At 50.7% G+C, this 22,434-nt stretch carries 16 protein-coding genes and 1 pseudogene; 15 read left to right on the forward strand and 2 right to left on the reverse strand.

What is annotated here, in order from left to right:
* The first annotated feature begins 497 nt into the window (after window positions 1-497).
* On the forward strand, window positions 498-2,777 hold the full coding sequence (gene maeB, locus BJJ97_RS09340; protein WP_095701696.1) for an NADP-dependent oxaloacetate-decarboxylating malate dehydrogenase: 2,280 nt from the start codon (window positions 498-500) through the stop codon (window positions 2,775-2,777).
* 194 nt (window positions 2,778-2,971) lie between these two features.
* A complete protein-coding gene (gene mtr, locus BJJ97_RS09345) occupies window positions 2,972-4,246 on the forward strand; it encodes a tryptophan permease (protein ID WP_095993757.1) in 1,275 nt (424 codons plus the stop codon).
* A gap of 81 nt (window positions 4,247-4,327) precedes the next feature.
* On the opposite strand, the gene BJJ97_RS09350 is transcribed toward mtr, so the two are convergent.
* Together BJJ97_RS09350 and hemF are read right to left on the reverse strand one after the other, a co-directional pair.
* Window positions 4,328-4,780 carry a YaiI/YqxD family protein gene (locus BJJ97_RS09350; RefSeq protein WP_095701698.1) on the reverse strand — a complete coding sequence of 151 codons (453 nt, stop codon included), beginning with the start codon at window positions 4,778-4,780 and terminating at the stop codon, window positions 4,328-4,330.
* 3 nt (window positions 4,781-4,783) lie between these two features.
* Window positions 4,784-5,716: an oxygen-dependent coproporphyrinogen oxidase gene (hemF, locus tag BJJ97_RS09355; RefSeq protein ID WP_095993758.1), complete on the reverse strand. Its 933-nt coding sequence runs from the start codon at window positions 5,714-5,716 to the stop codon at window positions 4,784-4,786.
* Window positions 5,717-5,898: 182 nt separating this feature from the next.
* Here hemF and BJJ97_RS09360 point away from each other — a divergent pair, with 182 nt between their 5' ends.
* From BJJ97_RS09360 to cysW, 13 genes and pseudogenes are all read left to right on the forward strand, one after another.
* Window positions 5,899-6,324 (forward strand): GNAT family acetyltransferase, encoded by a 426-nt coding sequence (locus BJJ97_RS09360; RefSeq protein WP_039274944.1) that lies wholly within the window; start codon window positions 5,899-5,901, stop codon window positions 6,322-6,324.
* Between the two features lie 413 nt (window positions 6,325-6,737).
* On the forward strand, window positions 6,738-6,884 hold the full coding sequence (locus tag BJJ97_RS22070) for a hypothetical protein (RefSeq protein ID WP_157910775.1): 147 nt from the start codon (window positions 6,738-6,740) through the stop codon (window positions 6,882-6,884).
* A 27-nt stretch (window positions 6,885-6,911) separates the two neighbouring features.
* Window positions 6,912-7,874 carry a pesticin C-terminus-like muramidase gene (locus tag BJJ97_RS22075; RefSeq protein ID WP_157910776.1) on the forward strand — a complete coding sequence of 321 codons (963 nt, stop codon included), beginning with the start codon at window positions 6,912-6,914 and terminating at the stop codon, window positions 7,872-7,874.
* A gap of 357 nt (window positions 7,875-8,231) precedes the next feature.
* A complete protein-coding gene (locus BJJ97_RS09370; RefSeq protein ID WP_095993759.1) occupies window positions 8,232-8,753 on the forward strand; it encodes a sigma-70 family RNA polymerase sigma factor in 522 nt (173 codons plus the stop codon).
* A complete protein-coding gene (locus tag BJJ97_RS09375) occupies window positions 8,740-9,690 on the forward strand; it encodes a FecR family protein (RefSeq protein WP_227003582.1) in 951 nt (316 codons plus the stop codon). Before BJJ97_RS09370 ends, BJJ97_RS09375 begins: the two co-directional genes overlap by 14 nt.
* A 119-nt stretch (window positions 9,691-9,809) precedes the next feature.
* The gene (locus BJJ97_RS09380; protein WP_095993761.1) at window positions 9,810-12,623 is read left to right on the forward strand and encodes a secretin and TonB N-terminal domain-containing protein; all 2,814 of its coding nucleotides are present in this window, start codon (window positions 9,810-9,812) and stop codon (window positions 12,621-12,623) included.
* A gap of 25 nt (window positions 12,624-12,648) precedes the next feature.
* Entirely contained in the window at window positions 12,649-15,420 is a 2,772-nt protein-coding gene (locus tag BJJ97_RS09385; protein ID WP_095993762.1) for a M16 family metallopeptidase, read from the forward strand.
* Entirely contained in the window at window positions 15,417-17,090 is a 1,674-nt protein-coding gene (locus tag BJJ97_RS09390) for an ABC transporter ATP-binding protein/permease (protein ID WP_095993763.1), read from the forward strand. The genes BJJ97_RS09385 and BJJ97_RS09390 overlap by 4 nt, the downstream gene beginning before the upstream one ends.
* A gap of 345 nt (window positions 17,091-17,435) precedes the next feature.
* Window positions 17,436-18,046, forward strand: a pseudogene (locus tag BJJ97_RS09395) (RpoE-regulated lipoprotein).
* Between the two features lie 188 nt (window positions 18,047-18,234).
* Window positions 18,235-19,134 (forward strand): Dyp-type peroxidase, encoded by a 900-nt coding sequence (locus BJJ97_RS09400; RefSeq protein ID WP_095993764.1) that lies wholly within the window; start codon window positions 18,235-18,237, stop codon window positions 19,132-19,134.
* Window positions 19,135-19,632: 498 nt separating this feature from the next.
* Window positions 19,633-20,661: a sulfate ABC transporter substrate-binding protein gene (locus BJJ97_RS09405; RefSeq protein ID WP_095701706.1), complete on the forward strand. Its 1,029-nt coding sequence runs from the start codon at window positions 19,633-19,635 to the stop codon at window positions 20,659-20,661.
* The gene (gene cysT / locus BJJ97_RS09410) at window positions 20,661-21,515 is read left to right on the forward strand and encodes a sulfate/thiosulfate ABC transporter permease CysT (RefSeq protein ID WP_095993765.1); all 855 of its coding nucleotides are present in this window, start codon (window positions 20,661-20,663) and stop codon (window positions 21,513-21,515) included. Before BJJ97_RS09405 ends, cysT begins: the two co-directional genes overlap by 1 nt.
* A complete protein-coding gene (gene cysW / locus BJJ97_RS09415; protein WP_095993766.1) occupies window positions 21,515-22,381 on the forward strand; it encodes a sulfate/thiosulfate ABC transporter permease CysW in 867 nt (288 codons plus the stop codon). The genes cysT and cysW overlap by 1 nt, the downstream gene beginning before the upstream one ends.
* The last annotated feature ends 53 nt before the right edge of the window (window positions 22,382-22,434 follow it).

Raw genomic sequence — 22,434 nt, forward strand, 5'->3', positions numbered from 1 at the left:
AATCCATAGTTTTACCCTGTGTTGACGCCAATTAGGCCAAAAAAAAAAGACCAAAATAAAAATGCACCTCTAAAAAAGAGGAAATGCATTTTTACTTTGGTCTTGCCTGCCGTAGCAGTAGCACGCCGCGATAAAAATAGGCTGGTGCAACTTATGGTGTTGCGCCGCAATATCAGCATGCGGTGCTGGAGTCATGCAATGTGGTCAGATGAATTAATTGATCTGGATCACAAACAATGTGGCAGCTTGCGATCCTTTTGCGCACGATATCGCTGTTTCGCTCGCAGATAATAGTCCTTCAACCGCGCCAGCACCGCGCGATTTCCCGCTATAGCGTATCCGGCTGCTGAACGAAAAACCGTCAAATAAAATAACTATATTAACCAGCATTCCCCCTCAGTTTTTGCCATCCTCGGTAGTTTAGCCATACGCAAACACTATACTGGGTACTCTTGACCCTACAGACACAACACAACAAAACCGAAAAGGTACATAAGATGGATGAACAGCTAAAGCAAAGCGCCCTTGATTTCCACCAGTATCCGATTCCAGGCAAAATTCAGGTTTCCCCGACTAAGCCGCTGGCAACGCAGCGCGATCTGGCGCTGGCGTATTCTCCCGGCGTCGCGGCTCCCTGTCTGGAAATTGCAGCAGATCCGCTGGCTGCCTACAAATACACTGCGCGCGGCAATCTGGTCGCCGTGATCTCTAACGGAACGGCCGTTCTGGGCCTCGGCAATATCGGCGCACTGGCCGGTAAACCGGTGATGGAAGGCAAAGGCGTTCTGTTCAAAAAATTCTCTGGCATCGATGTTTTCGATATCGAAGTCGACGAGCTGGATCCAGACAAGCTGATCGACGTGATCGCCGCGCTGGAGCCGACGTTCGGCGGTATCAATCTGGAAGACATCAAGGCACCGGAGTGCTTCTACATCGAGAAGAAACTGCGTGAGCGCATGAAGATTCCTGTCTTCCATGACGATCAGCACGGCACGGCGATCATCTGTACCGCCGCCGTTCTGAACGGCCTGCGCGTAGTAGAAAAAAATATCTCTGATGTGCGTCTGGTAGTGTCCGGTGCGGGTGCAGCGTCTATCGCCTGTCTGAACCTGCTGGTGGCGCTGGGTCTCCAGAAGCACAACATCGTGGTGTGTGATTCGCGCGGCGTGATTTTCCATGGCCGTGACGAAAATATGGAAGAGACCAAAGCCGCTTACGCTATTGACGATAATGGCGCTCGCAAGCTGGCAGACGTGATTCCTGATGCGGATATTTTCCTCGGCTGCTCCGGTCCTGGCGTGTTGACGCCGGAAATGGTGAAAACCATGGCACCGCGTCCGTTGATCATGGCGCTGGCAAACCCGGAACCAGAAATTCTGCCGCCGCTGGCGAAGGAAGTGCGCCCAGATGCGATCATCTGTACTGGCCGTTCTGACTACCCGAATCAGGTGAACAACGTACTGTGCTTCCCGTTCATCTTCCGTGGTGCGCTGGATGTGGGCGCGACCACGATTAACGAAGAGATGAAGCTGGCTTGCGTGCATGCGATTGCCGATCTGGCGCTGGCGGAGCAGAGTGAAGTGGTGGCATCTGCCTACGGCGATCAGGAGCTGTCATTCGGCCCGGATTACCTGATCCCGAAACCGTTCGATCCGCGCCTGATCATCAAGATCGCACCGGCGGTGGCGAAGGCGGCGATGGATTCCGGCGTGGCGACGCGTCCGATCGAAGATTTCGATGCCTACATCGAAAAACTGACCCAGTTCGTCTACAAAACCAACCTGTTTATGAAGCCGATCTTCGCACAGGCGCGTCAGCAGCCGAAGCGCGTGGTATTCGCGGAAGGTGAAGATGCGCGTGTGCTGCATGCCACGCAGGAGCTGGTGACGCTGGGTCTGGCGTTCCCGATTCTGATTGGTCGTCCGAGCGTCATCGAAATGCGTCTGCAAAAGCTGGGGCTGCAACTGACCATCGGTAAAGATTTCGAAGTGGTCAACAACGAATCGGATCCGCGCTTCAAAGAATACTGGAGCGAGTATTTCGATCTGATGAAGCGTCGCGGTGTGTCGCAGGAAAAAGCGCAGCGTGCAGTGATCGGTAACCCGACGCTGATCGGTGCCATCATGGTTCACCGTGGCGAAGCAGATGCGCTGATTTGCGGCACGATTGGCACGTATGAAGAGCATTTCGATGTAGTTGAGAAAGTGTTCGGCTACCGTGAAGGTGTGCAGGCTGCGGGCGCGATGAACGCGCTGATGCTGCCAAGCGGCAACACCTTTATCGCCGACACCTATGTTAACGCCGATCCGACGCCGGAACAGCTGGCAGAAATCACCCTGATGGCGGCAGAAAGCGTACGCCGTTTCGGTATCGAGCCGAAAGTCGCGCTGCTGTCGCACTCCAGCTTCGGCACCTCGGATTCTCCGACGGCGCAGAAGATGCGTGCAACGCTGGCGCTGGTCAACAAGCTGGCACCGGAGCTGGAGATCGACGGTGAGATGCACGGCGACGCCGCGCTGGTGGAAGCGATCCGCCGCGAGCAAATGCCGGACAGCCCGCTGAAAGGCTCGGCTAACATCTTGATCATGCCGAACATGGAGTCTGCGCGTATCAGCTATAACCTGCTGCGTGTGTCGTCCTCAGAAGGCGTGACGGTCGGCCCGGTGCTGATGGGTATCTCGAAACCAGCACACATCCTGACGCCGATTGCCTCGGTACGCCGGATCGTGAACATGGTGGCGCTGGCGGTGGTAGAAGCACAAACCCAGCCGCTGTAAGTCATTTACTGTTATACAGACAAACCCAGCCAGAAATCGGCTGGGTTTTTTATTTATCGCAATTTATCGACCAAATAGTCGCCTGACTAAGATGAATCAATGGAATAATTTTGGTTTTATGCCATGATCCCGCCTCGTCTTTAGGGGGAGATTCCCCGGACTTGATAAAAAAATCCAACGAGCGAATATCGGTTATGGCAACACGCGCAGTGAACGAAAATACAGTAGAAAAAAGCGGTGCAGGAAAGCGTCTTCCTTCGCTGTTTGGCGGGTCGATGATTATTGCAGGGACGATTATTGGCGCTGGGATGTTTTCCCTGCCGGTGGTGATGTCAGGGGCCTGGTTTTTCTGGTCATTTGCCGTGCTGGTGTTTACCTGGTTTTGCATGTATCACTCGGGGCTAATGATACTGGAGGCGAACCTTAATTATCCGGCCGGCTCCAGCTTCGATACGCTGACCAAAGATCTGCTGGGTAAGCGCTGGAATGTCGTTAACGGAATATCGATTGCCTTTGTCCTCTATATCCTGACTTACGCCTACATTTCGGCGAGTGGCTCAATCATCCATCACACGCTTGCTGAGATGTCGATCGATTTCTCTGCACGCATCGGCGGTTGCCTGTTTGCGCTGTTTGTCGCGTTGACCGTGTGGTGGAGCACTGCGGCAGTGAGCCGCATGACCGCTTTTTTTCTGGCGGCAAAAGTACTGACCTTTTTCATGACGTTCGGCAGCCTGCTGTGGAATGTGAAGCCAACGGTATTGTTGAATGTGGCGGAATCGGCACCCAGCTATCTTCCGTATGTGCTGATGACATTGCCATTTTGTCTGGCGTCTTTTGGTTTTCATGGCAACGTCCCCAGCCTGGTGAAGCATTACGGCCGTGAACCACAGATCATCAAGCGCTGTCTGTTTATTGGCAGTTTGCTGGCGCTGGTAATGTATTCCATCTGGTTGATTGGCACGATGGGAAACATTGCTCGCCCTGACTTTATCGGGATTGCGGAGCGGGGCGGGAATATCGATGTGTTGGTGCAGGCGTTGGGTGGGGTGTTGAATAGCCCTTATCTGGATGTGTTGCTCACCGTCTTTTCCAACTTTGCCGTGGCCTGTTCGTTTCTCGGCGTGACGCTGGGGCTGTTTGATTATCTGGCTGATTTACTGAAGTTTGACGATAGCCGAATGGGAAGATCCAAAACGGCGCTGGTGACGTTTCTGCCGCCGGTTATCGGTGGTCTGTTGTATCCGAATGGCTTTATTTATGCGATTGGTTTTGCCGGGCTTGCCGCTGCCGTATGGGCGGTAATTACGCCTGCATTGCTGGCTTACGCATCGCGTCGCCGCTTCGGTAGCCCGCTGTTCCGCGTGCGGGGCGGCAATGCGATGATTGCGCTGGTGCTGCTATTTGGTATCAGCACCGCGCTGATACACATCCTTGCCAGCCTCGATCTGCTGCCGGTTTATCGCTAAGGAAGTATCGCTAAGTCAGTATCGCCATCCTGCTTTGCCTGTTAACAGCAGTAAACGTGGGATGGCGAGTCTTTCAGGTCATTATGGCTTTTTTAACTGCTGCAACCACTTGTCCAGCTCGTTAGCGAACTGCTGGCGGTCCCGCTGATTTAATGCGCTGGGGCCACCGGTTTGTATCCCGCTGGCGCGCATGGTATCCATGAAGTCCCGCATGTTTAGCCGTTCCCGAATGGTATCTGGCGTATAGCGCTCTCCGCGTGGATTTAACGCGATGCCGCCTTTTTCTATCACTTCCGATGCCAGCGGAATATCCGCAGTGATCACCAGATCGCCGACTTCAACGCGTTGCACAATCTCATTGTCGGCGACGTCAAAACCCGCTGAGACACGCAGCGTGCGAATAAAGCGCGACGGCGGTACTTTTATGGTCTGGTTGGCAACCAGCGTGACCTGCGTTTGTGTGCGATCCGCCGCGCGAAATAGCACTTCTTTGATGACGTTAGGACAGGCGTCGGCGTCGACCCAAATCTGCATGACTTATGCTTCCTTGTTTTGCGTGTGACTTTCTGCCAGCCAGTCTTTGGCCGGTAAAAAATCTTGATATAGCAGGGCTTCCGGGCTACCCGGTTCAGTCTGATGCTGGTATTCCCAGCGTGCCAGCGGTGGCATAGACATCAAAATTGACTCGGTGCGTCCACCGCTTTGCAGACCAAACAGCGTACCGCGATCCCAAATCAGGTTAAATTCCACATAGCGGCCACGACGATAGAGCTGGAATTCACGCTCGCGTTCTCCCCACGGCAGATCTTTACGCCGTTCAACGATGGGCAGATAGCCATCGAGGAAGCCATTACCGACGGCGCGAATGAAGGCAAAGCTGGTAGCAAAATCTGGCTCGTTGAGATCGTCGAAGAAGAGTCCGCCGATACCGCGCGCTTCGTTACGGTGCTTCAGGAAGAAATAATCGTCGCACCACTTTTTATAACGCGGGTACACATCGTCACCGAACGGCTGGCACAGGTCGTGAGCGGTCTGATGCCAGTGCACGGCGTCCTCTTTGAAACCATAATAAGGCGTGAGATCGAACCCGCCGCCAAACCACCAAACCGGCTCTTCTCCCGGTTTCTCGGCGATGAACAAGCGCACATTGGCATGGCTGGTGGGGAGGTAAGGGCTGAGTGGATGAATCACCAGCGAAACGCCCATTGCCTGAAAGCTGCGGCCTGCCAGATCCGAACGGTGTGTACTGGCTGAAGGCGGCAACGACTTACCGATGATATGAGAAAAGTTTACGCCAGCGCGTTCAAAGATGCGTCCGCCGGACAGCACGCGACTGCACCCGCCGCCGCCCTCGGCACGTAGCCATTCATCTTTGGCGAAATCGGCTCCGCCATCGATCGCTGCAAGCTGCTGGCAGATATCTTCCTGTAAGCTAAGCAAAAAATGTTTTACCGCATTGACGTCAGACATAGTGGGCATCTCGTTTCTTTGGCGATGGTGGCACAATAATAAAGGCGGGCAGTATACCATCAATAAAATCAATCCCCGGTCACCTGTTGTGTGATTCCTGATAGCGGCGCGCAATTTGAGATTGCGTCTGATAGAAATCACGCGATAATCACGATTTACCTTATTGCAAAATGGCGACTGTGATGGAAATCCGCATATTCAGGCAGGATGACTTTGAAGCCGTGATCACCCTCTGGGAACGCTGTGATTTGCTGCGCCCGTGGAACGATCCTGAAATGGACATCGAACGTAAGCTCAATCACGATCCCGATCTGTTTCTGGTCGCAGAGGTGAACGGCGAACTCGTGGGATCGGTGATGGGCGGTTACGACGGTCACCGCGGATCGGCATACTATCTGGGCGTGCATCCTGATTTTCGCGGGCGCGGCATTGCGAATGCGTTGATTAGCCGTCTGGAGAAAAAGCTCATTGCTCGAGGCTGTCCGAAGATTCACCTGATGGTGCGCGAAGACAACGATGCTGTCATCGGCATGTATGAAAAACTCGACTATGAGATCGTTGACTGCATCACGCTGGGAAAACGCCTGATTGAAGATCGGGAATATTGATTTATTCCGATCTTCAAGCGATACCCGTTAATATTTTTTCTTCTCTAGAATATTTACAATGCTGAGAAAAGGTGCGCCGTTAATGGTGCACCTTTTCTTATTTATGCACTAACCCATTGTCGTGACTGTGTTTGCCAGTGTAGGTGCCGTTTAGTGTCTGGTTTATTCTGATTAAATTATTTAATTCGCCATTTGGTGAGGAATTTACGAACCCTATTGCAATGGTAGAGTTACTGATCGTAATTATTTCAATGGTTCTATTTATTTCATAGGACAATTCTGGTTATTAAACTCCTTTAAAATAAAAAATGATTAGGATCTTGCATTATACCCTCTAATTTACGGTGTGAATCGTGAATTTATATAGCCATGATGGCAGGTGAAGCTATTTATTTTATAAATGAGGCCAGTGAATGAAAAAAGATGAAAGTGTTAAAAGTGAAAATAAATTGGAAGTTAATTTTCATGATGGAAACGAAACTGAAGAAAAAATAAAACCTGAAGAGATAAAAAAGCGGCGGCCTGGATGTAAACGGGAAAAGTATTTTTGTGCACGATGAAATATATCTTGGAAAAGGAGAGTGAAAATGGCGATATACAAGGTAAGTGATTTAACTACTAAGATTACAATTGATTGCCCTGATGATGTGTATATATTAGATGCCTTAGAGGAAGTTGGGGGGAATTTACCATACTCATGCCGTGCAGGCTCATGTTCGAGTTGTGTAGCATTATTAATTACTGGAGACGTTGATCAGAGTGATGGAAATTTCTTAGAAGCAGAAGATCAGGATATTTTTTTATTAACTTGCTCAGCTTATCCTGTTAAAAACTGTGTTATTAGAAGCGGTGCTGAAGGGCTGCTTCATGAAAGAGTAAAATTACGCCGGCAAATTCTTTCAGATAAGTTGAGAATTAATATTGATTTTTTATTAGAATCTGAAGGGTTTAAAACAAACGGGTATGTTCCTAGAAATGAAAAGGGGGAGGTATATAAGAATTCAGGTGTTACTATCGGTGGGGGGGTGGATTTAGGACAAAGAGATAAAGATGAATTGCTACGTGATGGCGTACCGCAATATCTTGTGGATATATTGTCACCTTATACCGTAATTAAAGAACATGTTGCTGTTGAAAAATTAAGGCAATCACCATTAAGTTTGACTGCAGATCAGGCTGATTTCTTAACCTCTATTTACACACAAAAAGCACTAAGAAAGGTAGAAAAGGCCTTTGATGCTGAATCAGTTGGTTTGAAATTTAATGAGTTACCGGCAAATACAAGGACGGCGATAGCAGATTTAGCATTTCAATATAATAATCTAAAAACAGAAACGCCAAAATCCTGGGGATATATTACCCGTAATGAATGGGATTTATTTTTCAAGGAGCTTAATGATTTTGGTGATGGGCATAAAACAAGAAGGAAAAGAGAGGCGGAACTTATTTACCTAGATATTGAAGCTTTGGCTTATGCTGATTATCAGCATATTAATTCTTTGTTTGCTTTCGCTGATGGTCAACCTTACACTATTATTCTTCCACGGTGAGTTTTTATGAAATAAAATTTCAGTGTGACTTGGTTTATTGGTGAGGATAAATAATCCCTTAGTGTATTAATATCTGTATGAAAATGGAGCTGGCTTGATAATCAGCTCCGGTTTTTTATTAGAGAATTGATATTTATTGAATCAATCGAATGTTTAGATACCGTAATTTAAATTGTACATCGGCTGACTTTGGGTATGTCCACTTCAGCTATGGAAGAAGGTAGATGATGAACGAAGAGATACCATAAAGTGCTTGTAGTCGAATTGTCTAAAAAGTGTTGCATCGTGTCACTGGCTTAGATGATAATGAGTATCAATTAAACTAATATTATCTACTTTTTGCCTGTTGAAACCATTATGACGCAGCTAATTTCTTTCTGGAGTGATTTTTACCAGACCCACCAAGGATGGCTGCGGGGATGGCTTTGTAAAAAAATAGGCTGCATTCATCAGGCAGATGATCTTACCCATGACACCTTCCTAAAACTCCTGACGCTTGCCGACCCTGCCGCTATCCGACAGCCTAAGGCATATCTGATGGTGACGGCGAATCACGTCATGATCGATCAGTTCCGTAAGCGTAAGCTGGAACAAGATGCGTTATCTGCATTAGCAGTACTAGTTGATGGGGAAGAAGAGCATTCTGCGGAATATCGTGTTGCGATAAGTCAACTTGTGGCGACAGCGCTACATATTCTGACCCATGAGTTAGATGAAAAGGTACAACGTGCGTTTATTATGGCGCGTGTGGAAGGACACGATTATCGGACGATTGCTGAGGCGCTGCACGTTAGCGAAAGTAGCGTAAAGCAATATCTGGCGAAAGCGATGGTGCATTTCCATAGCCGGATCTTTTTCCAGGAACATGATGAAGCATAACGCTGACTTTGAGCCGATTCAGCAGCAAGCCGCTGAATGGGTACTACGCTTCTCGGAGGTCGAGCAGGATAGCGACGACGCGATATTACTGCACAAAGAGTGGCAGCAGTGGTGCCAGATCGATGCTCGCCATTCTGTGGTTTATCATCAGATGCAGCAATTATGGGCAAGTGCAGCCATCACGCCAGCGGCGACATCCCGAAAATCACGCTCATCCCGTTATGCTGCTCTGGCGATTTTCATCGCAGGTGGTTGGTTACTAAGCCAACTGCCTTATGCTTATTGGTTGGCCGATCAGCGCACTGTTGCTGGTGAAGTTCGGCGCATTGTTCTGGATGACGGCAGCGAATTGATGCTGAACAGCAATTCGGCGGTGAATATTTCCTTCACATCACAAAAACGAACAATCACGTTGCTACGTGGTGAAGTTTACGCGCATGTTGCCAAAGATCCGCGTAGCAGACCGTTTGTGATTGACAGTGCACAGGCAGCGGCTCAGGCACTGGGTACTCGCTATAGCGTACGTGATACAGGAGAGGATACGCTGGTGAGCGTTGACGAATCTCGTGTACGTGTTACTGCAAATGAGAACTCGGATATCCGCCTCGACATTGGTGCTGGTCAGCAGGTTGGACTCGATCGGCTCCATATTACCCGGCCAGTGGGGGCATCAACGGAAGCGGGTTGGATTCACAACCAATTGATTTTTGAAAATGCCCCGTTCATTCAGGTTGTTGATGAACTTTCCCGTCATTACCCAGGGCTCATTTATCTGGATCCGCGTCAGCGCCAGGAATTAGATAGTCTGCACTTTACCGGCGTTCTGCCATTGAATGACAGTCAGCAGGCGCTCGAGCTACTGAAACATTCCCTTCCCATCTCCGTCCGACAGTCTCTCGGCTACATTGTCTGGATTAGTGAAAATAAAAAACTTTAATAATCAATGGTAAAGAATTGATTTAAATATAAATGATAATTATTTTTATTTTCTTCTGCCCGATTTTTGCTGAACAACGTCTTCTCTCCTGAAAACATAAAATAATTCAGGGTAAATTCATGCGTAATTTTTTGGGGATGCGTAACACAATTTGGCCGACTGCGATGCTAACGCTGGCGTTAAGCGGAGGCGGCTCGGCGTTTGGCGCAACGGCACCAGCGCAATCAATACACCTTCCTGCACAGTCATTGGAAAAATCATTAACACAGTTGGCACGGCAGACGGGCGTCAACTTTGGTGTTGATAGCCAACTGGTGGCAGGGAAGCAAGCTCCTGCGTTGGAAGGAAACTACACGGTGGAACAGGCTTTGGACAGGTTATTGAACCGTAATAACCTTTATGCAGAGCCTACAGAAACCGGTAAAGCTTTTATCATTCGCCCAATGGCTAGCGTGCCTGCGGCGGATGATGTACAGAGCATACCTACGGGTGCAGAGAATAGCCGCGCAGGAAATGAAGGGCGCGGCGATGTGATCATGGTAAAAGCGCAGATTACGCCGGGGCCGATGGAGATCGGTAGCCAACAATTGGTGGCTGAGGAAATCGCAAAAAAGCCGACAGCTAATGGAAATATTACTGAATTGCTGCGCACTAACCCAAATGTGCAATTCTCTGAAACCTCACGCAATAGTGAGACTCCAGGAGAACTGGCCCCGGATGTTGTCTCATTTCACGGTGAGAAGTTCTATAACAACAACTTCATGATCGACGGGATGTCGAACAACGATCGCCTGAACCCCGGTGTGAATGTCGGTGAGGTGGGTTCTACAGCCAATGGGAATGCCGCTAATGATTTCCCCTCTGGTCATCCTGAATCCTTCTGGATAGACAGTAGCCTGATTGAAAGCCTGTCGGTTTATGACAGTAACGTGTCGGCTAAGTATGGCCAATTCACTGGCGGTGTCATTGATGCCAAACTTAAGAAACCCTCGTTTACCGAGCCGTCTGGTTCTGTCTCTTACCGTACAACGCGTTCGTCATGGACGAAATATCATCTGGAGAAAAAAGATGAAGCCTCGTTCAGTGCCGCTACTACGGCTAAGAGGCAGCCTAAGTTTACCAAAAATTTTTATAACCTGAATGTGAGTCAGCCACTAAGTGATAATGCTGCGCTGATGTTTGTGTATAGCCGTAAGGAATCTGACATTCCGTTCTGGCATACGATTTTTCAAAGATGGGAAGATCAGTCGCGCGAATCTGAAACCTATATGTTACGGGGGGCGTGGGATGCCAATGAGCGAAATCAATTTAGCTTATCATTCATGCATTCACCTCATAGTGCAAGCTATGTACGTTCCAATATAAAAGATGGGGATTTTACTGCCGAAGGAGGGGGGTATAATGCCAACCTTAAGTGGGATAACCAGAATAAGTGGGGCAAAGTTGCCACACAGTTAATATGGAAGCAGAATGAGAATACCATAAAGAATAAGGGAGACAATTTTTATTCTTGGGCTAAAACAAACAGTATTGACTGGGTGTCGAGTTTTTCAGGAACTGCTGCCCAGCAGGGTGGGTATGGCACGGTAAGAACCGAGCAATCTGGCATTAACTTTAAACAGGATTGGCAGCTAAATCCTTTTTCTGCATGGGGTGTACAGCACCAGTTTGATTTTGGTTTTGATACCGACTTTTCCGAAGCTAGGTATCAGCGTAAAAATAATTCCTATTCTTATGCTAATGCGGTCAGAAAAAATAATGTGGTATGTAATGGTGATTCTGCATGTATTGACGGTGAACAGTATTTCCGTCAACGAACAGTATATGAAGCTTCGGATGTAAAAGTCGCAGCAAGCACTTATGCTGTTTATTTACAAGATACATTGACCTATTCCCGCTTAACCATGGTTCCCGGAATTCGTGTTGATTATGATGACTATATGAAAAACATGAATGTCTCACCGCGCTTTAGCTCAAGCTATGATATATGGGGAGATCGTTCCACTGAAGTCTTCGGTGGAATTAATCGTTACTATGCAGGCAATGTCTTGGCTTATAAGCTGAGAGAAGCCCGTAAATTGGGTTATAACGAATGCCGAACTGATCACATTGTTGGCACTTCATGCCCATCAACGTCAAGGAGTTCGGGTAATACAACAGAAGACTGGCAATTTATGACAAACCTTCGGCCAGTTAATTATAAATACACCTCATTAAACACACCCTACAGTGATGAATTGAATCTCGGTGTGCAGCAGCGTATTTATGACACCGTTTGGGCACTGAAGTGGGTTCATCGTGAAGCAAAAGATCAATTTTCTGCTGAGCAAAATAAAACCACAAAAACTTATGAGCTCACTAATAATGGTAAGTCTGAATCCGACACGTTTAGTCTAGTGGTAAAACCGGTTTCTCCAATTGAATGGAATTCCGCGGTGTTTAGCTGGACGGCGGGAGGAAATATACAGAAAAGTACTTCCTCAAATAAAGACTATGACACCGAAGCGGATACCGATGGCTATATTCTCTACAACGGGAAAATGATCCGCGCGATTGATAAACCGGCAGATAATTTCAACCGTCCTTGGACAGCATTTATTGAATTGAATACTGAAGTTCCTAACTGGCGTTTAGATTGGACGCAACGCTTAAGCTATGTGGGGGGCTATAAGGCGATGACGCGAACTGAAACTATTAACTGTCCAGATGATGACCGTTGTTCCGGATATGTTGGTGCTACCGATGTTTATGAAGAAGAGCAGTATGGCAACAATATGCTATTGGATTGGCGTGTGACTTATACCCAGCCATTAGGTAAGCAGAATCTAAAAGTGGGCGTAGATGTACTCAATGTCCTGAATAAAGCCAATAAGAACGAATCTAACTATGGATTAGGTCGTCAGTTTTGGCTGGATGTGACGTATTCATGGTAAGTGAGAAAAATAATAAAGGTCAGTGATGAAAAATAAAATCATGTACTGGCTGGCGGGTGCTATTTGCCTGTTAGCTGGAAGTGTTGTGAGTCAGGCTGAAGAAGTGAAAAGCCCATTGCCGGTCATTAAAGAAGGGTCGTTGGCGAATGGACTTCGTTACACCCTCGTGCCGCTGGAAGGGCAAAAGTCGCGGATAGATGTTCGCCTGATTGTTGATGTCGGTTCGATTGATGAGAAGGACAACGAATCCGGTGTGGCGCATATCGTGGAACATATGGTGTTCCGCGCCAGCGAGGCGTTTCCTCAAGGCGTAAGTACCGAATTGCACAAGCAAGGGTGGGTACGCGGTCAGAGCTATAACGCCGTGACCAACTACGAGCGCACCATGTACATGATGAGCCCGCCGAAAGGGAATCGCGATCTGGGCACGACGTTGCAGGCGCTGAGCCAGATGACGAGCCATGCCAAACTGCTGCAAAGCGATCTCGATGATGAGCGCAAAATTATTCTGGAAGAGTGGCGTGGCAAGCTGGGCGTAGCGGAACGCATGAACCAGCAGCGCGTACAGGCGATTCGCCATGACTCTCGTTATCCTTCCCGCCCGACGATTGGCACGGAAGCGTCGATTAACGAAACGCCAGCCAGCGTACTGCAAGATTTCTATCAACGTTGGTATCACCCGTCGAATATGCGTTTGATGATCATTGGTGATATCACGCCAGCGGATGCAGAACGCGAAATTCAACGCTATTTTGCACCACTGCAAAATGTCGCTGTGCCAGCCCGTGATTACTACGAGCCGTTACTGAAACCGAGACTCAACGTTGCGCGTTTGCAGGATAGCCAAAGTGGCAGCAGCCAAGTGTCATTTGTCTACCGTTTCAATGACAAGGACACATTCGGTCAGTCAGATTACTATCACCGTGTGCTGACGCAAATCACGATGTCTGCGGTAGGGCGTCAGGTTCGCCGTCAGCAAGCGGAGCTGCCGCAAGACGCCAGTAGTCTGGTGGTGCGTAAATCGGATATCGGTAAAACGACCGCCGCGCTGGGCTTCTTCGCGAATGTGATGCCGGGTGGTCATGACGCTGCGATGTCCGCCGTGCTGAAAGAAATTGAGCGGTTTAAACGCTATCCGTTAAACGAGCAGGACATCACGGAGATCAAATCCAACATTCGTGAAGCGGCACAGCGTATGAGCGATGCGCCTGAAAAACGTGAGTTTTCAGACTGGGTTCAACTGTTGACCATCTCATGGCAGCAGGATCGCCCTTATGTTGGTAGCCAGCAGCGCGGTAAAGACGCACTGGACATCGTGAACACGATCACGGCAGAAGACGTGAACCGCCAATGGCAACGCTGGTTAGCCTCACCGGATACGTTGGCACAGTTTAGCGTGCCGGGTGCGACGCCTTTCACGTTGCCGACGTCGGATGCGATTCGTAAGTTACAGGCACAGTGGGCAGCCGCGACGCTGGCACCGCTACAGGTAGAAAAAGAGAAAGTTATCCCTAAATTGCCTGCGGTAACGCAAACGGGGAAACGCACGGCGGTGAAGACCTTTGCCGCGCAGAAGGTAGAACAGTGGCAGTTGAGCAATGGTGACCGCGTGGTCTGGCTGCGTGCGCCAGAAGCGGGTAAAAAAGTCTACCTCACGGCAGTGAGCGACGCGGGATATTTGTCGACGTCGACCAATCCGTGGCAGGTACAGCTGGCAAGCCAATTAGTCAACCAAAGCGGACCGGCAACATGGAGCGGTGAAGCGCTTAGTAACTGGAAAAAGGAAAAAACGCTGTCGCTGGGCATCAAGCAGGAAGCGGATCAATTGACGGTAAGCGGGAGTGCGCCAACGGGTGAGTTAGCAAACCTGTTAGCGTTATACCGTGAGCTGAATGTGGCTCCTGGTATCGATCCTGAAGTGATGAAAGAGAGCATGATGGGTCTGGCGCGTCAAAAAGCCAATGACGATCAATCGGTTTCAGGAACACGGGCCAGTGACATCGCCAAACTGCGTTTTGGTGAGCCAGCCTGGCAGCAGCCTGAAATTGCAGAGCTGAAACAAATTTCAGCGCCAGCGCTGCTTTCACAGTGGCATAAAGCGGTGTTTGCTCCGGTCACCTACTATCTGGTGGCAGATATGCCAGCCGCACAGATTTTGCCGCAGGTTGAACGCTATTTAGCGACGATCCAGCGTCAGTCTGCTGGTGAAGTCAAATCACATCTGGCTCTGCCAGGTAAACGTGAAGCGACATCGGCCATCAGCATCGAACCGCGTGCCGATATCCGCACCTGGAGCTTTACGCAGCATGCATGGACGCCACAGGCCGCCGTACAGGTGAGCGTTGCCCGTAATCTGGCGAATAAGTATCTCAAAACCAGCCTGCGTGATGATGCGTTAGGTATTTACCGCATGCGTCTCGATAGCGAACTGGAAGATAAAAGACAGCGTATTGAAACGGAAGTGAGCTTCTCCAGCGCGCCTGAACGTGCGCAGGAGTTGTGGACGCTGGCTGAGAAAGCCTTTGTTGAACTGCCGACGAAGATCACTCAGCAGGATGTGGATGAGCAGAAAGCCCAGTTCATCCGTGCAGAAAAAGGGCGTCAGGGCGATCTGATGACGATAGAGCGCCGTCTGCTTCTGAGCTACCGCCACTATAACGATCCACGTTATCTGAGCAGCGTATCCAAACTGGCTGACAGCATCACGCTGGAAGAGGTACGGGCGATGTCGGCGAAGCTGTATAACCCGGATAACCGCGTGCTTTACATCACCTTGCCGCAAGAGGTGAAAGAGTGAAAAAAATGGCGGCACAGTTTGTCGATCTCTGCCGTCCCTTTTGGGGCGGTAAGCGGAGCTGGCAGGCTTGGTTACTTTTGTTTATCGCCATCGGGATGGGCGGGATGATTGTCTATCTCAACGTGTTATTAAACGAGTGGAGTAAGACGTTTTATGATGCGTTAGGTGCATTCGACAGCAATTTGTTGCTTTCTCTGATGAAAGAATACGGTATTTACATCCTGCTCTATATTGGGTCGATCGTGTATCAGGAATGGTTTACCAAACTGCTAATTATCCGCTGGCGCAGTGCGTTAACCGCAGAGATGGTGGATAGCTGGCTGGCGAAGCGGGCATTTTATCGCATGTCAGTGGCGGGCAAGGTTGATAACCCCGATCAGCGTATTGCCGAAGATATCAACCTGTTCGTCGACAAAGCCGTTAGCTTGGTGGTGGAGTTTTTGATCGTCACGGCACGCTTGTTTTCTTTCGTCGTTATCCTGTGGGGATTGTCGGGCGTTCAACGTTTTACCCTATTCGGTGAAGAGTGGGTAATCAAAGGCTATCTGGTCTGGATTGCTGTTCTGTATACGCTGATCGGCAGCCTGATCACGCATGTGGTCGGGAAGCGCCTACATAATATTAATTATGAAAAGCAAAAGGCGGAGGCCGATTTCCGTGCTGCGTTGCTGCGTAAGCATGATAACGCCGAGCAAATTGCGCTATATGGCGGCGAAGCGCAGGAGAAAAACCACCTTCAGCGTCATTTCTCTGCCATCGTGTCGAACTGGGGACGTTTTATGAATGCTGAGCGTAATCTGGGCTTTTTCACCACGGGCTATATGCGTGTGAGCCAGATTGTGCCGGTCTTTGCTGCTTTGCCTGCCTTCCTGAGCAAGACGGTAACGCTGGGCGGATTGATGCAGATTCGTGGGGCGTTTGCGCAAGTGCACGGTGCGCTGAGCTGGTTTATCCATAAGTACAAGGAGTTTGTGATTCTGTCCGCCAGTATGGCGCGTTTGAGCCAGTTTAAGGAAGAAATCAAACGTCATCAGTCTGAACAGTCTGATGCGGCAGTAGGGCTGGATTTACGCATTGAGCAACTTTCCTTTACTACGCCGCAGGGCGCCCCGCTGTTGCAAAAGGTGGATCTGAGCTGTGAAGCGGGTAGCTGGAGTAAGTTTTCTGGCCGCAGCGGGCTGGGGAAATCCACGCTGCTGCGTACGCTAAATGGTTTATGGCCGTATTACGATGGCCGCTGGCAGTCGCTTGAAGGCCGTAGCCTGCTACTACCGCAGCAAAGCTACTTGGGGCAGGGTACGCTGGCAGAGATCCTCTGCTATCCATATCCGCCGCTGGCTGACAGCGACATGCTGCGTCAGACGCTCGATAGCGTCGGGCTGGGCGCATGGCGCGATCGTCTGGATGCGCAGCTAAACTGGGATCGCGTGTTCTCCGGCGGGGAGCGGCAGCGTGTTGCCTTTGCCCGCGCGCTGATTGCTAAACCCGATACGCTCTATCTGGATGAAGCAACGAGCAACCTAGATCACGACGCTGCCAGACAGCTTCTGGCTCTGGTCAAGCTGGCATTGCCGGCGTGTACCGTGGTGGCGATTACGCACCAGACGGAGCTGGACGATCTGTTCACGCACCGTTATGACTTAACGGATTTTGCCTCACAGCGCAGTTGATGTTGTTCGCAGGCCTTCCGGCTCTCGGGAGGTCTCAGACTGTTGATAAACCTATTCGACGAATGAAAACGGGAGTAACGGAATAGAAGAGTAAAGCGTTTGCGCCATGGATGGCGCAAGCCGAGCGCACATGGACGTGTTTACAGCGACTTTACGATCTATCCGTTACCCCCGCACTCTGTGGCCTTTGTCTGTCGTTCTGGTAGGTTTCTTCCCATATGCCCCCTATAATCTTCAGCAGGATTATCCCGTCTTTACGGCACTTTTCGTCGCTCGCAGACTCCAATCCCCATCTTACTAGGGTGGCTGATGACGAAAGCCGTTCAATCTTGAGGAGTACATGCCATGAATTTTCGCCCGCTGGGTTTATCGCTGGTGCTGGGTTTACCGCTGTTGCTGACCGGATGCAGCACGTTGTCCAATTTCTCCTGGTCCAGCCTGTCGCCGTTTAACTGGTTCGGCGGCTCGCTGGAGGTGACCGATGCGGGGTCGGTGGCATCAATGCCGGTACGCCGCTGTCCGAAGGGGCGCTACAGAGCGCGCTGGATGGCAGTTATCAACTGCGTAGCGGAATGGGCACGTCCAACGGTCAGCTGGTCGCGTTTTATCAGGCGCTGGATGGCAAAGACGTGAAGATGATCATCAGCGGCCAGCCGAAGGGCAGCGTGCGCAAAGTTGAGGTCATGGATCCGGCGATTGGCAGCGCTGGTGGCGTGAAAATGGGTGATGTTTTTAGCAATACCTACAGCAAAGCGTTTGAATCCTGCCAGTTGGGGCAAGGTGATGATGCGCAGAGCGTGGAATGTGCCGCACCGCAGAGTACGCATATCAGCTACGTCTATTCCGGCGAGTGGAGCGGCCCGGAAGGCTTGATGCCGCCCGACGATATCCTAAAAACCTGGAAAGTGAGCAAAATTGTGTGGCACGCGCAGGGGCGTAACACATCCGCTTTATAAAGGAGTGTCTCGTAAAGGACTAATTTGTCTTTACGCAAAGTAAAAGTCAGGCGGCTTCCGGTATGATAGCGGCGCTGTCTGGCATGTGCGGTGGCAGCCGCAATCTCCTATGACCGCAGTAATAAGCCATAACTACAGTAGTAAAAGCCATAACAACAAAGAAAAAACTGACGCTTGAGGAAGCAGAAATGACACCAATTCAAAGCGGTATTTTATTGGAACACCGCCGTTTTGCCATTTTTATGGAAGCGATGATTCAGGGAGAGTTTGATGCTATCCGGCAGGGATGCAAAAAATTCTGTCAGACGTTACAAGAGTTACAGCAGCAGTATCCCGATGCGGGATTAGGCGCGGTGCTGGCGTTTGGCAGCGATGTCTGGCGCGATCTGGACTGTAACCATGGTGCGGCGGAGCTGAAGCCGTTCACGCCGCTGGGTAAAGGGCTTGCTCCTGCTACGCAGCGCGATGTGTTGATCCACATTCAATCGCTGCGCCATGATGTTAATTTTACGCTGGCACAGGCGGCGCTGGCGGCGTTTGGTAGCGCGATTCGTATCGAAGAAGAAACGCACGGTTTCCGCTGGGTGGAAGATCGCGATTTAAGCGGCTTTGTCGACGGCACGGAAAACCCGCAGGGCGATGCCCGTCACGCCGTGGCGATTATCCCTGAAGGCCAGCCGGATGCGGGCGGCAGCTATGTATTTACCCAGCGTTGGGAACACAATCTGAAGCAGTTGCAGCGTTTTAGCGTGGAACAGCAGGAGCAGATGATTGGGCGTACCAAGCAGGACAACGAAGAGCTGTCTTCCGATGAACGCCCAGAGACCTCACACCTGAGTCGTGTGGATTTAAAGGAAGACGGCAAAGGGCTGAAAATCCTGCGCCAGAGCCTGCCTTATGGCACTGCGAGCGGGAAAAACGGCCTCTACTTTGTCGCTTACTGCGCACGTCTGCATAACATTGAGCAGCAATTGCTAAGCATGTTCGGCGATCGTGACGGTAAACGTGACGACATGCTGCGCTTTACGCGTGCCGTCAGCGGCAGCTACTTCTTCGCGCCTTCTCTGGATCAGCTTTTGTCGCTGTAAGATCTGACGCATTTTCCTGATGCCTGCGCCTGTGCAGGCATCCATTCTCTCCGCTTTCAATTTTTCCACCTCTCTGCCTTGAGCTATCTGGCGCGCCTTTGCTTTTTCAGCATGCTTTTTCTTCTCGTCTTGCTCGTTTCGGGTTTATGTCCTTTAGCGCTTAAAAAGCCCGAAATGTTATATATAAAGGTTATATGTTAACCGCCACTTCCCCCTACACTGATTTACGCTGTACCCGTCATACTTCAAGCTGCTTGTGCGTTGGCTGCCCTTACTCACCCCAGTCACTTACCTGAGTAAGCTCCTGGGGATTCGCTCGGTTGCCGCGTTACAAGGCCATAAATGGGCCTTGCCCTAAAGGGTCAACGCAGAGCGTTGTTCAAAACGCTAACGTTTTGTCACGCAACTCGAATTATTTAGGGTATATACAAAAACGGCTATGAAACGGCTCCTATAACAAGGCCTACCGAATAGGCTCTAACTCTGGCAGGACATAAGATGAATCAAGTACAGGTGAAAGGCTGGCTGGTGAAAGGTTCTCTGGCGCTGTCATTGCTGCTGGGCGGGCAGAGCGCTGTCTCTGCTACCGAGCTGCTGAACAGCTCTTATGATGTGTCGCGTGAGCTCTTTGTTGCGCTCAATCCCGGCTTTGAAAAGCAGTGGCTGTCACAGCACCCTAACGATCCGCTGACGATCAAACAATCGCATGCCGGCTCGTCTAAACAGGCGTTGGCTATTCTGCAAGGCCTTAAGGCCGATGTCGTGACCTATAATCAGGTGACGGACGTTCAGATCCTGCACGATCGTGGTCAGCTGATTCCGGCTGATTGGCAGGCGCGTTTACCGAATAACAGCTCTCCGTTTTACTCCACCATGGCTTTCCTGGTTCGCAAAGGCAATCCTAAAGGAATCCACGACTGGAACGATCTGGTGCGTGATGACGTTAAGTTGATTTTCCCGAATCCGAAAACCTCCGGCAATGCCCGTTATACCTACCTTGCAGCCTGGGGCGCGACTAGCAAAGCCAACGGTGGCGACGAGGCCAAAACGCGTGCATGGATAACGCGTTTTCTGGCGAACGTCGAAGTCTTTGATACCGGCGGCCGTGGCGCAACCACCACGTTTGTGGAACGCCAGTTGGGCGATGTGCTGATCAGCTTTGAATCCGAGGTGAATAACATCCGCAATCAGTACGGTGCCGAGAACTACGAGGTGATCGTTCCGAAGGTCAACGTGCTGGCAGAATTCCCTGTGGCGTGGATCGATAAGAATGTCGAGAAGAACGGCACTGAGCAGGCGGCAAAAGCCTATCTGAATTATCTGTATAGCCCGGAAGCACAGAAGGTCATCACCGATTTTTACTATCGAGTGAATAACCCTGAATTGACGCAAACGCTGAAGTCCCGCTTCCCAGAGACGACCTTATTCCGAGTGGAAGATCAGTTTGGGGCGTGGCCGCAGGTGATGAAAACCCACTTCGATACGGGTGGTGAACTGGATAAATTGCTGGCGGCTGGTCGTCAGTAATGTCTTTGGGGTCGGGTAATTTCTTTTCTGGTTCAGGTAAACGGGTACTGCCGGGATTCGCGCTGAGTCTGGGCAGCAGCCTGCTGTTCGTCTGCCTGATTCTGTTGCTGCCCTTAAGTGCGCTGGTCATGCAGCTCTCAGAAATGAGTCTGGCGCAGTACTGGGCGGTGATTTCTAATCCGCAGGTAGTGGCCGCCTACAAAGTCACGCTGTTGGCTGCGGGGCTGGCGACGGTATTTAATGCGGGATTCGGCTTGTTAATGGCGTGGATTTTGACGCGTTATCGCTTTCCCGGGCGAACCCTGCTGGATGGGCTGATGGACTTACCCTTTGCGCTTCCCACCGCCGTAGCGGGGCTGACGCTGGCCGCGCTGTTTTCAACGACTGGCTGGTACGGCGCATGGCTGGCAGAGTATGGCATCAAGGTGTCCTATACCTGGCTGGGGATTACGGTTGCGATGGCATTTACCAGTATTCCTTTTGTGGTGCGCACCGTTCAACCGGTGTTGGAAGATCTGGGGCCGGAATACGAAGAGGCGGCGCAAACGCTGGGGGCGAATCGCTGGCAGTGTTTTCGCTACGTCGTCTTACCGGAGTTAACCCCGGCGCTCTTAACGGGCACCGCGCTGTCGTTTGCCCGCAGTCTGGGCGAGTTTGGCGCAGTTATCTTTATTGCGGGGAACATTGCCTGGCAGACGGAAGTCGTTTCGCTGATGATTTTTATCCGCTTGCAGGAGTTCGATTTCCCTGCCGCCAGTGCGATTGCCTCCGTGGTATTAGCCGCGTCCTTATTGATACTGTTTGCCGTTAATGTGCTGCAAAGCCGTTTTGGTCAACGGACCCGGAGCGTGTAATGGCTGAGATACCGACTGTGACGCCACGGCGTCAATCTCATCCGGTTCGGCAGGAACGTAACTGGGCGAGAGCGGCGTTAATTGCGTTGGGCGTGATATTGTCGCTCATCATGCTGGTCATCCCCTTAGTGTCAATTTTTGCCGCTGCACTGTCGCACGGGTTGGGAGGCGTCTGGCGTAATCTGAGCGATCCTGACATGCTGCATGCCATTGGCCTCACGCTGCTGGTGGTTGCGATCGTCGTACCGGTGAATCTGGTGTTTGGCACGCTGCTGGCGTGGCTGGTCACACGCTTTCAGTTTCCGGGGCGGCAACTGCTGCTCGCGCTGATCGACATTCCTTTTGCTGTTTCTCCGGTGGTCGCGGGTTTGCTGTATCTGCTCTTTTACAGCACCAACGGCCCGGTTGGCGGCTGGCTGGATGAGCAGGGGATACAGCTGATGTTTGCCTGGCCGGGCATTGTGCTGGTAACGATATTCGTGACCTGCCCGTTTATGGTCAGGGAGCTGGTTCCGGTGATGATGAGTCAGGGCAGTCAGGAAGAAGAAGCGGCGGTGCTGCTCGGTGCGTCAGGCTGGCAGGTGTTCTATCGGGTGACGCTCCCGAATATTCGCTGGGCGCTGCTGTATGGCGTGGTGCTGACCAATGCCCGAGCGATTGGCGAGTTTGGCGCAGTGTCTGTGGTGTCGGGCTCGATTCGTGGTGAAACCTACACGCTGCCGCTACAGGTTGAATTGCTGCATCAGGATTATAACAGCGTGGGGGCGTTTACCGCGGCGGCGCTGTTAACCGTGATGGCGATACTGACGCTGTTCATCAAAAGCGCCTTGCAGTGGCGTGTGAAGCGTCAAATGAATAAACACTGACTTTTATCTTCTATCTTTTATCTTTTCTATCACTCACGCTGCACGCGTGGGGT

Source organism: Pectobacterium polaris, assembly GCF_002307355.1.
In the GTDB taxonomy this organism is placed as follows: domain Bacteria; phylum Pseudomonadota; class Gammaproteobacteria; order Enterobacterales; family Enterobacteriaceae; genus Pectobacterium; species Pectobacterium polare.

Coding starts and splice junctions, on each gene's coding strand:
- BJJ97_RS09370 (WP_095993759.1), top strand. CDS start 8,232: ATGACGCAGCTAATTTCTTTCTGGAGTGATTTTTACCAGACCCACCAA.
- hemF (WP_095993758.1), bottom strand. CDS start 5,716: ATGTCTGACGTCAATGCGGTAAAACATTTTTTGCTTAGCTTACAGGAA.
- BJJ97_RS09385 (WP_095993762.1), top strand. CDS start 12,649: ATGAAAAATAAAATCATGTACTGGCTGGCGGGTGCTATTTGCCTGTTA.
- BJJ97_RS09400 (WP_095993764.1), top strand. CDS start 18,235: ATGACACCAATTCAAAGCGGTATTTTATTGGAACACCGCCGTTTTGCC.
- cysW (WP_095993766.1), top strand. CDS start 21,515: ATGGCTGAGATACCGACTGTGACGCCACGGCGTCAATCTCATCCGGTT.
- BJJ97_RS22070 (WP_157910775.1), top strand. CDS start 6,738: ATGAAAAAAGATGAAAGTGTTAAAAGTGAAAATAAATTGGAAGTTAAT.
- BJJ97_RS09360 (WP_039274944.1), top strand. CDS start 5,899: ATGGAAATCCGCATATTCAGGCAGGATGACTTTGAAGCCGTGATCACC.
- cysT (WP_095993765.1), top strand. CDS start 20,661: ATGTCTTTGGGGTCGGGTAATTTCTTTTCTGGTTCAGGTAAACGGGTA.
- mtr (WP_095993757.1), top strand. CDS start 2,972: ATGGCAACACGCGCAGTGAACGAAAATACAGTAGAAAAAAGCGGTGCA.
- BJJ97_RS09350 (WP_095701698.1), bottom strand. CDS start 4,780: ATGCAGATTTGGGTCGACGCCGACGCCTGTCCTAACGTCATCAAAGAA.
- BJJ97_RS09375 (WP_227003582.1), top strand. CDS start 8,740: ATGATGAAGCATAACGCTGACTTTGAGCCGATTCAGCAGCAAGCCGCT.
- BJJ97_RS22075 (WP_157910776.1), top strand. CDS start 6,912: ATGGCGATATACAAGGTAAGTGATTTAACTACTAAGATTACAATTGAT.
- maeB (WP_095701696.1), top strand. CDS start 498: ATGGATGAACAGCTAAAGCAAAGCGCCCTTGATTTCCACCAGTATCCG.
- BJJ97_RS09380 (WP_095993761.1), top strand. CDS start 9,810: ATGCGTAATTTTTTGGGGATGCGTAACACAATTTGGCCGACTGCGATG.
- BJJ97_RS09405 (WP_095701706.1), top strand. CDS start 19,633: ATGAATCAAGTACAGGTGAAAGGCTGGCTGGTGAAAGGTTCTCTGGCG.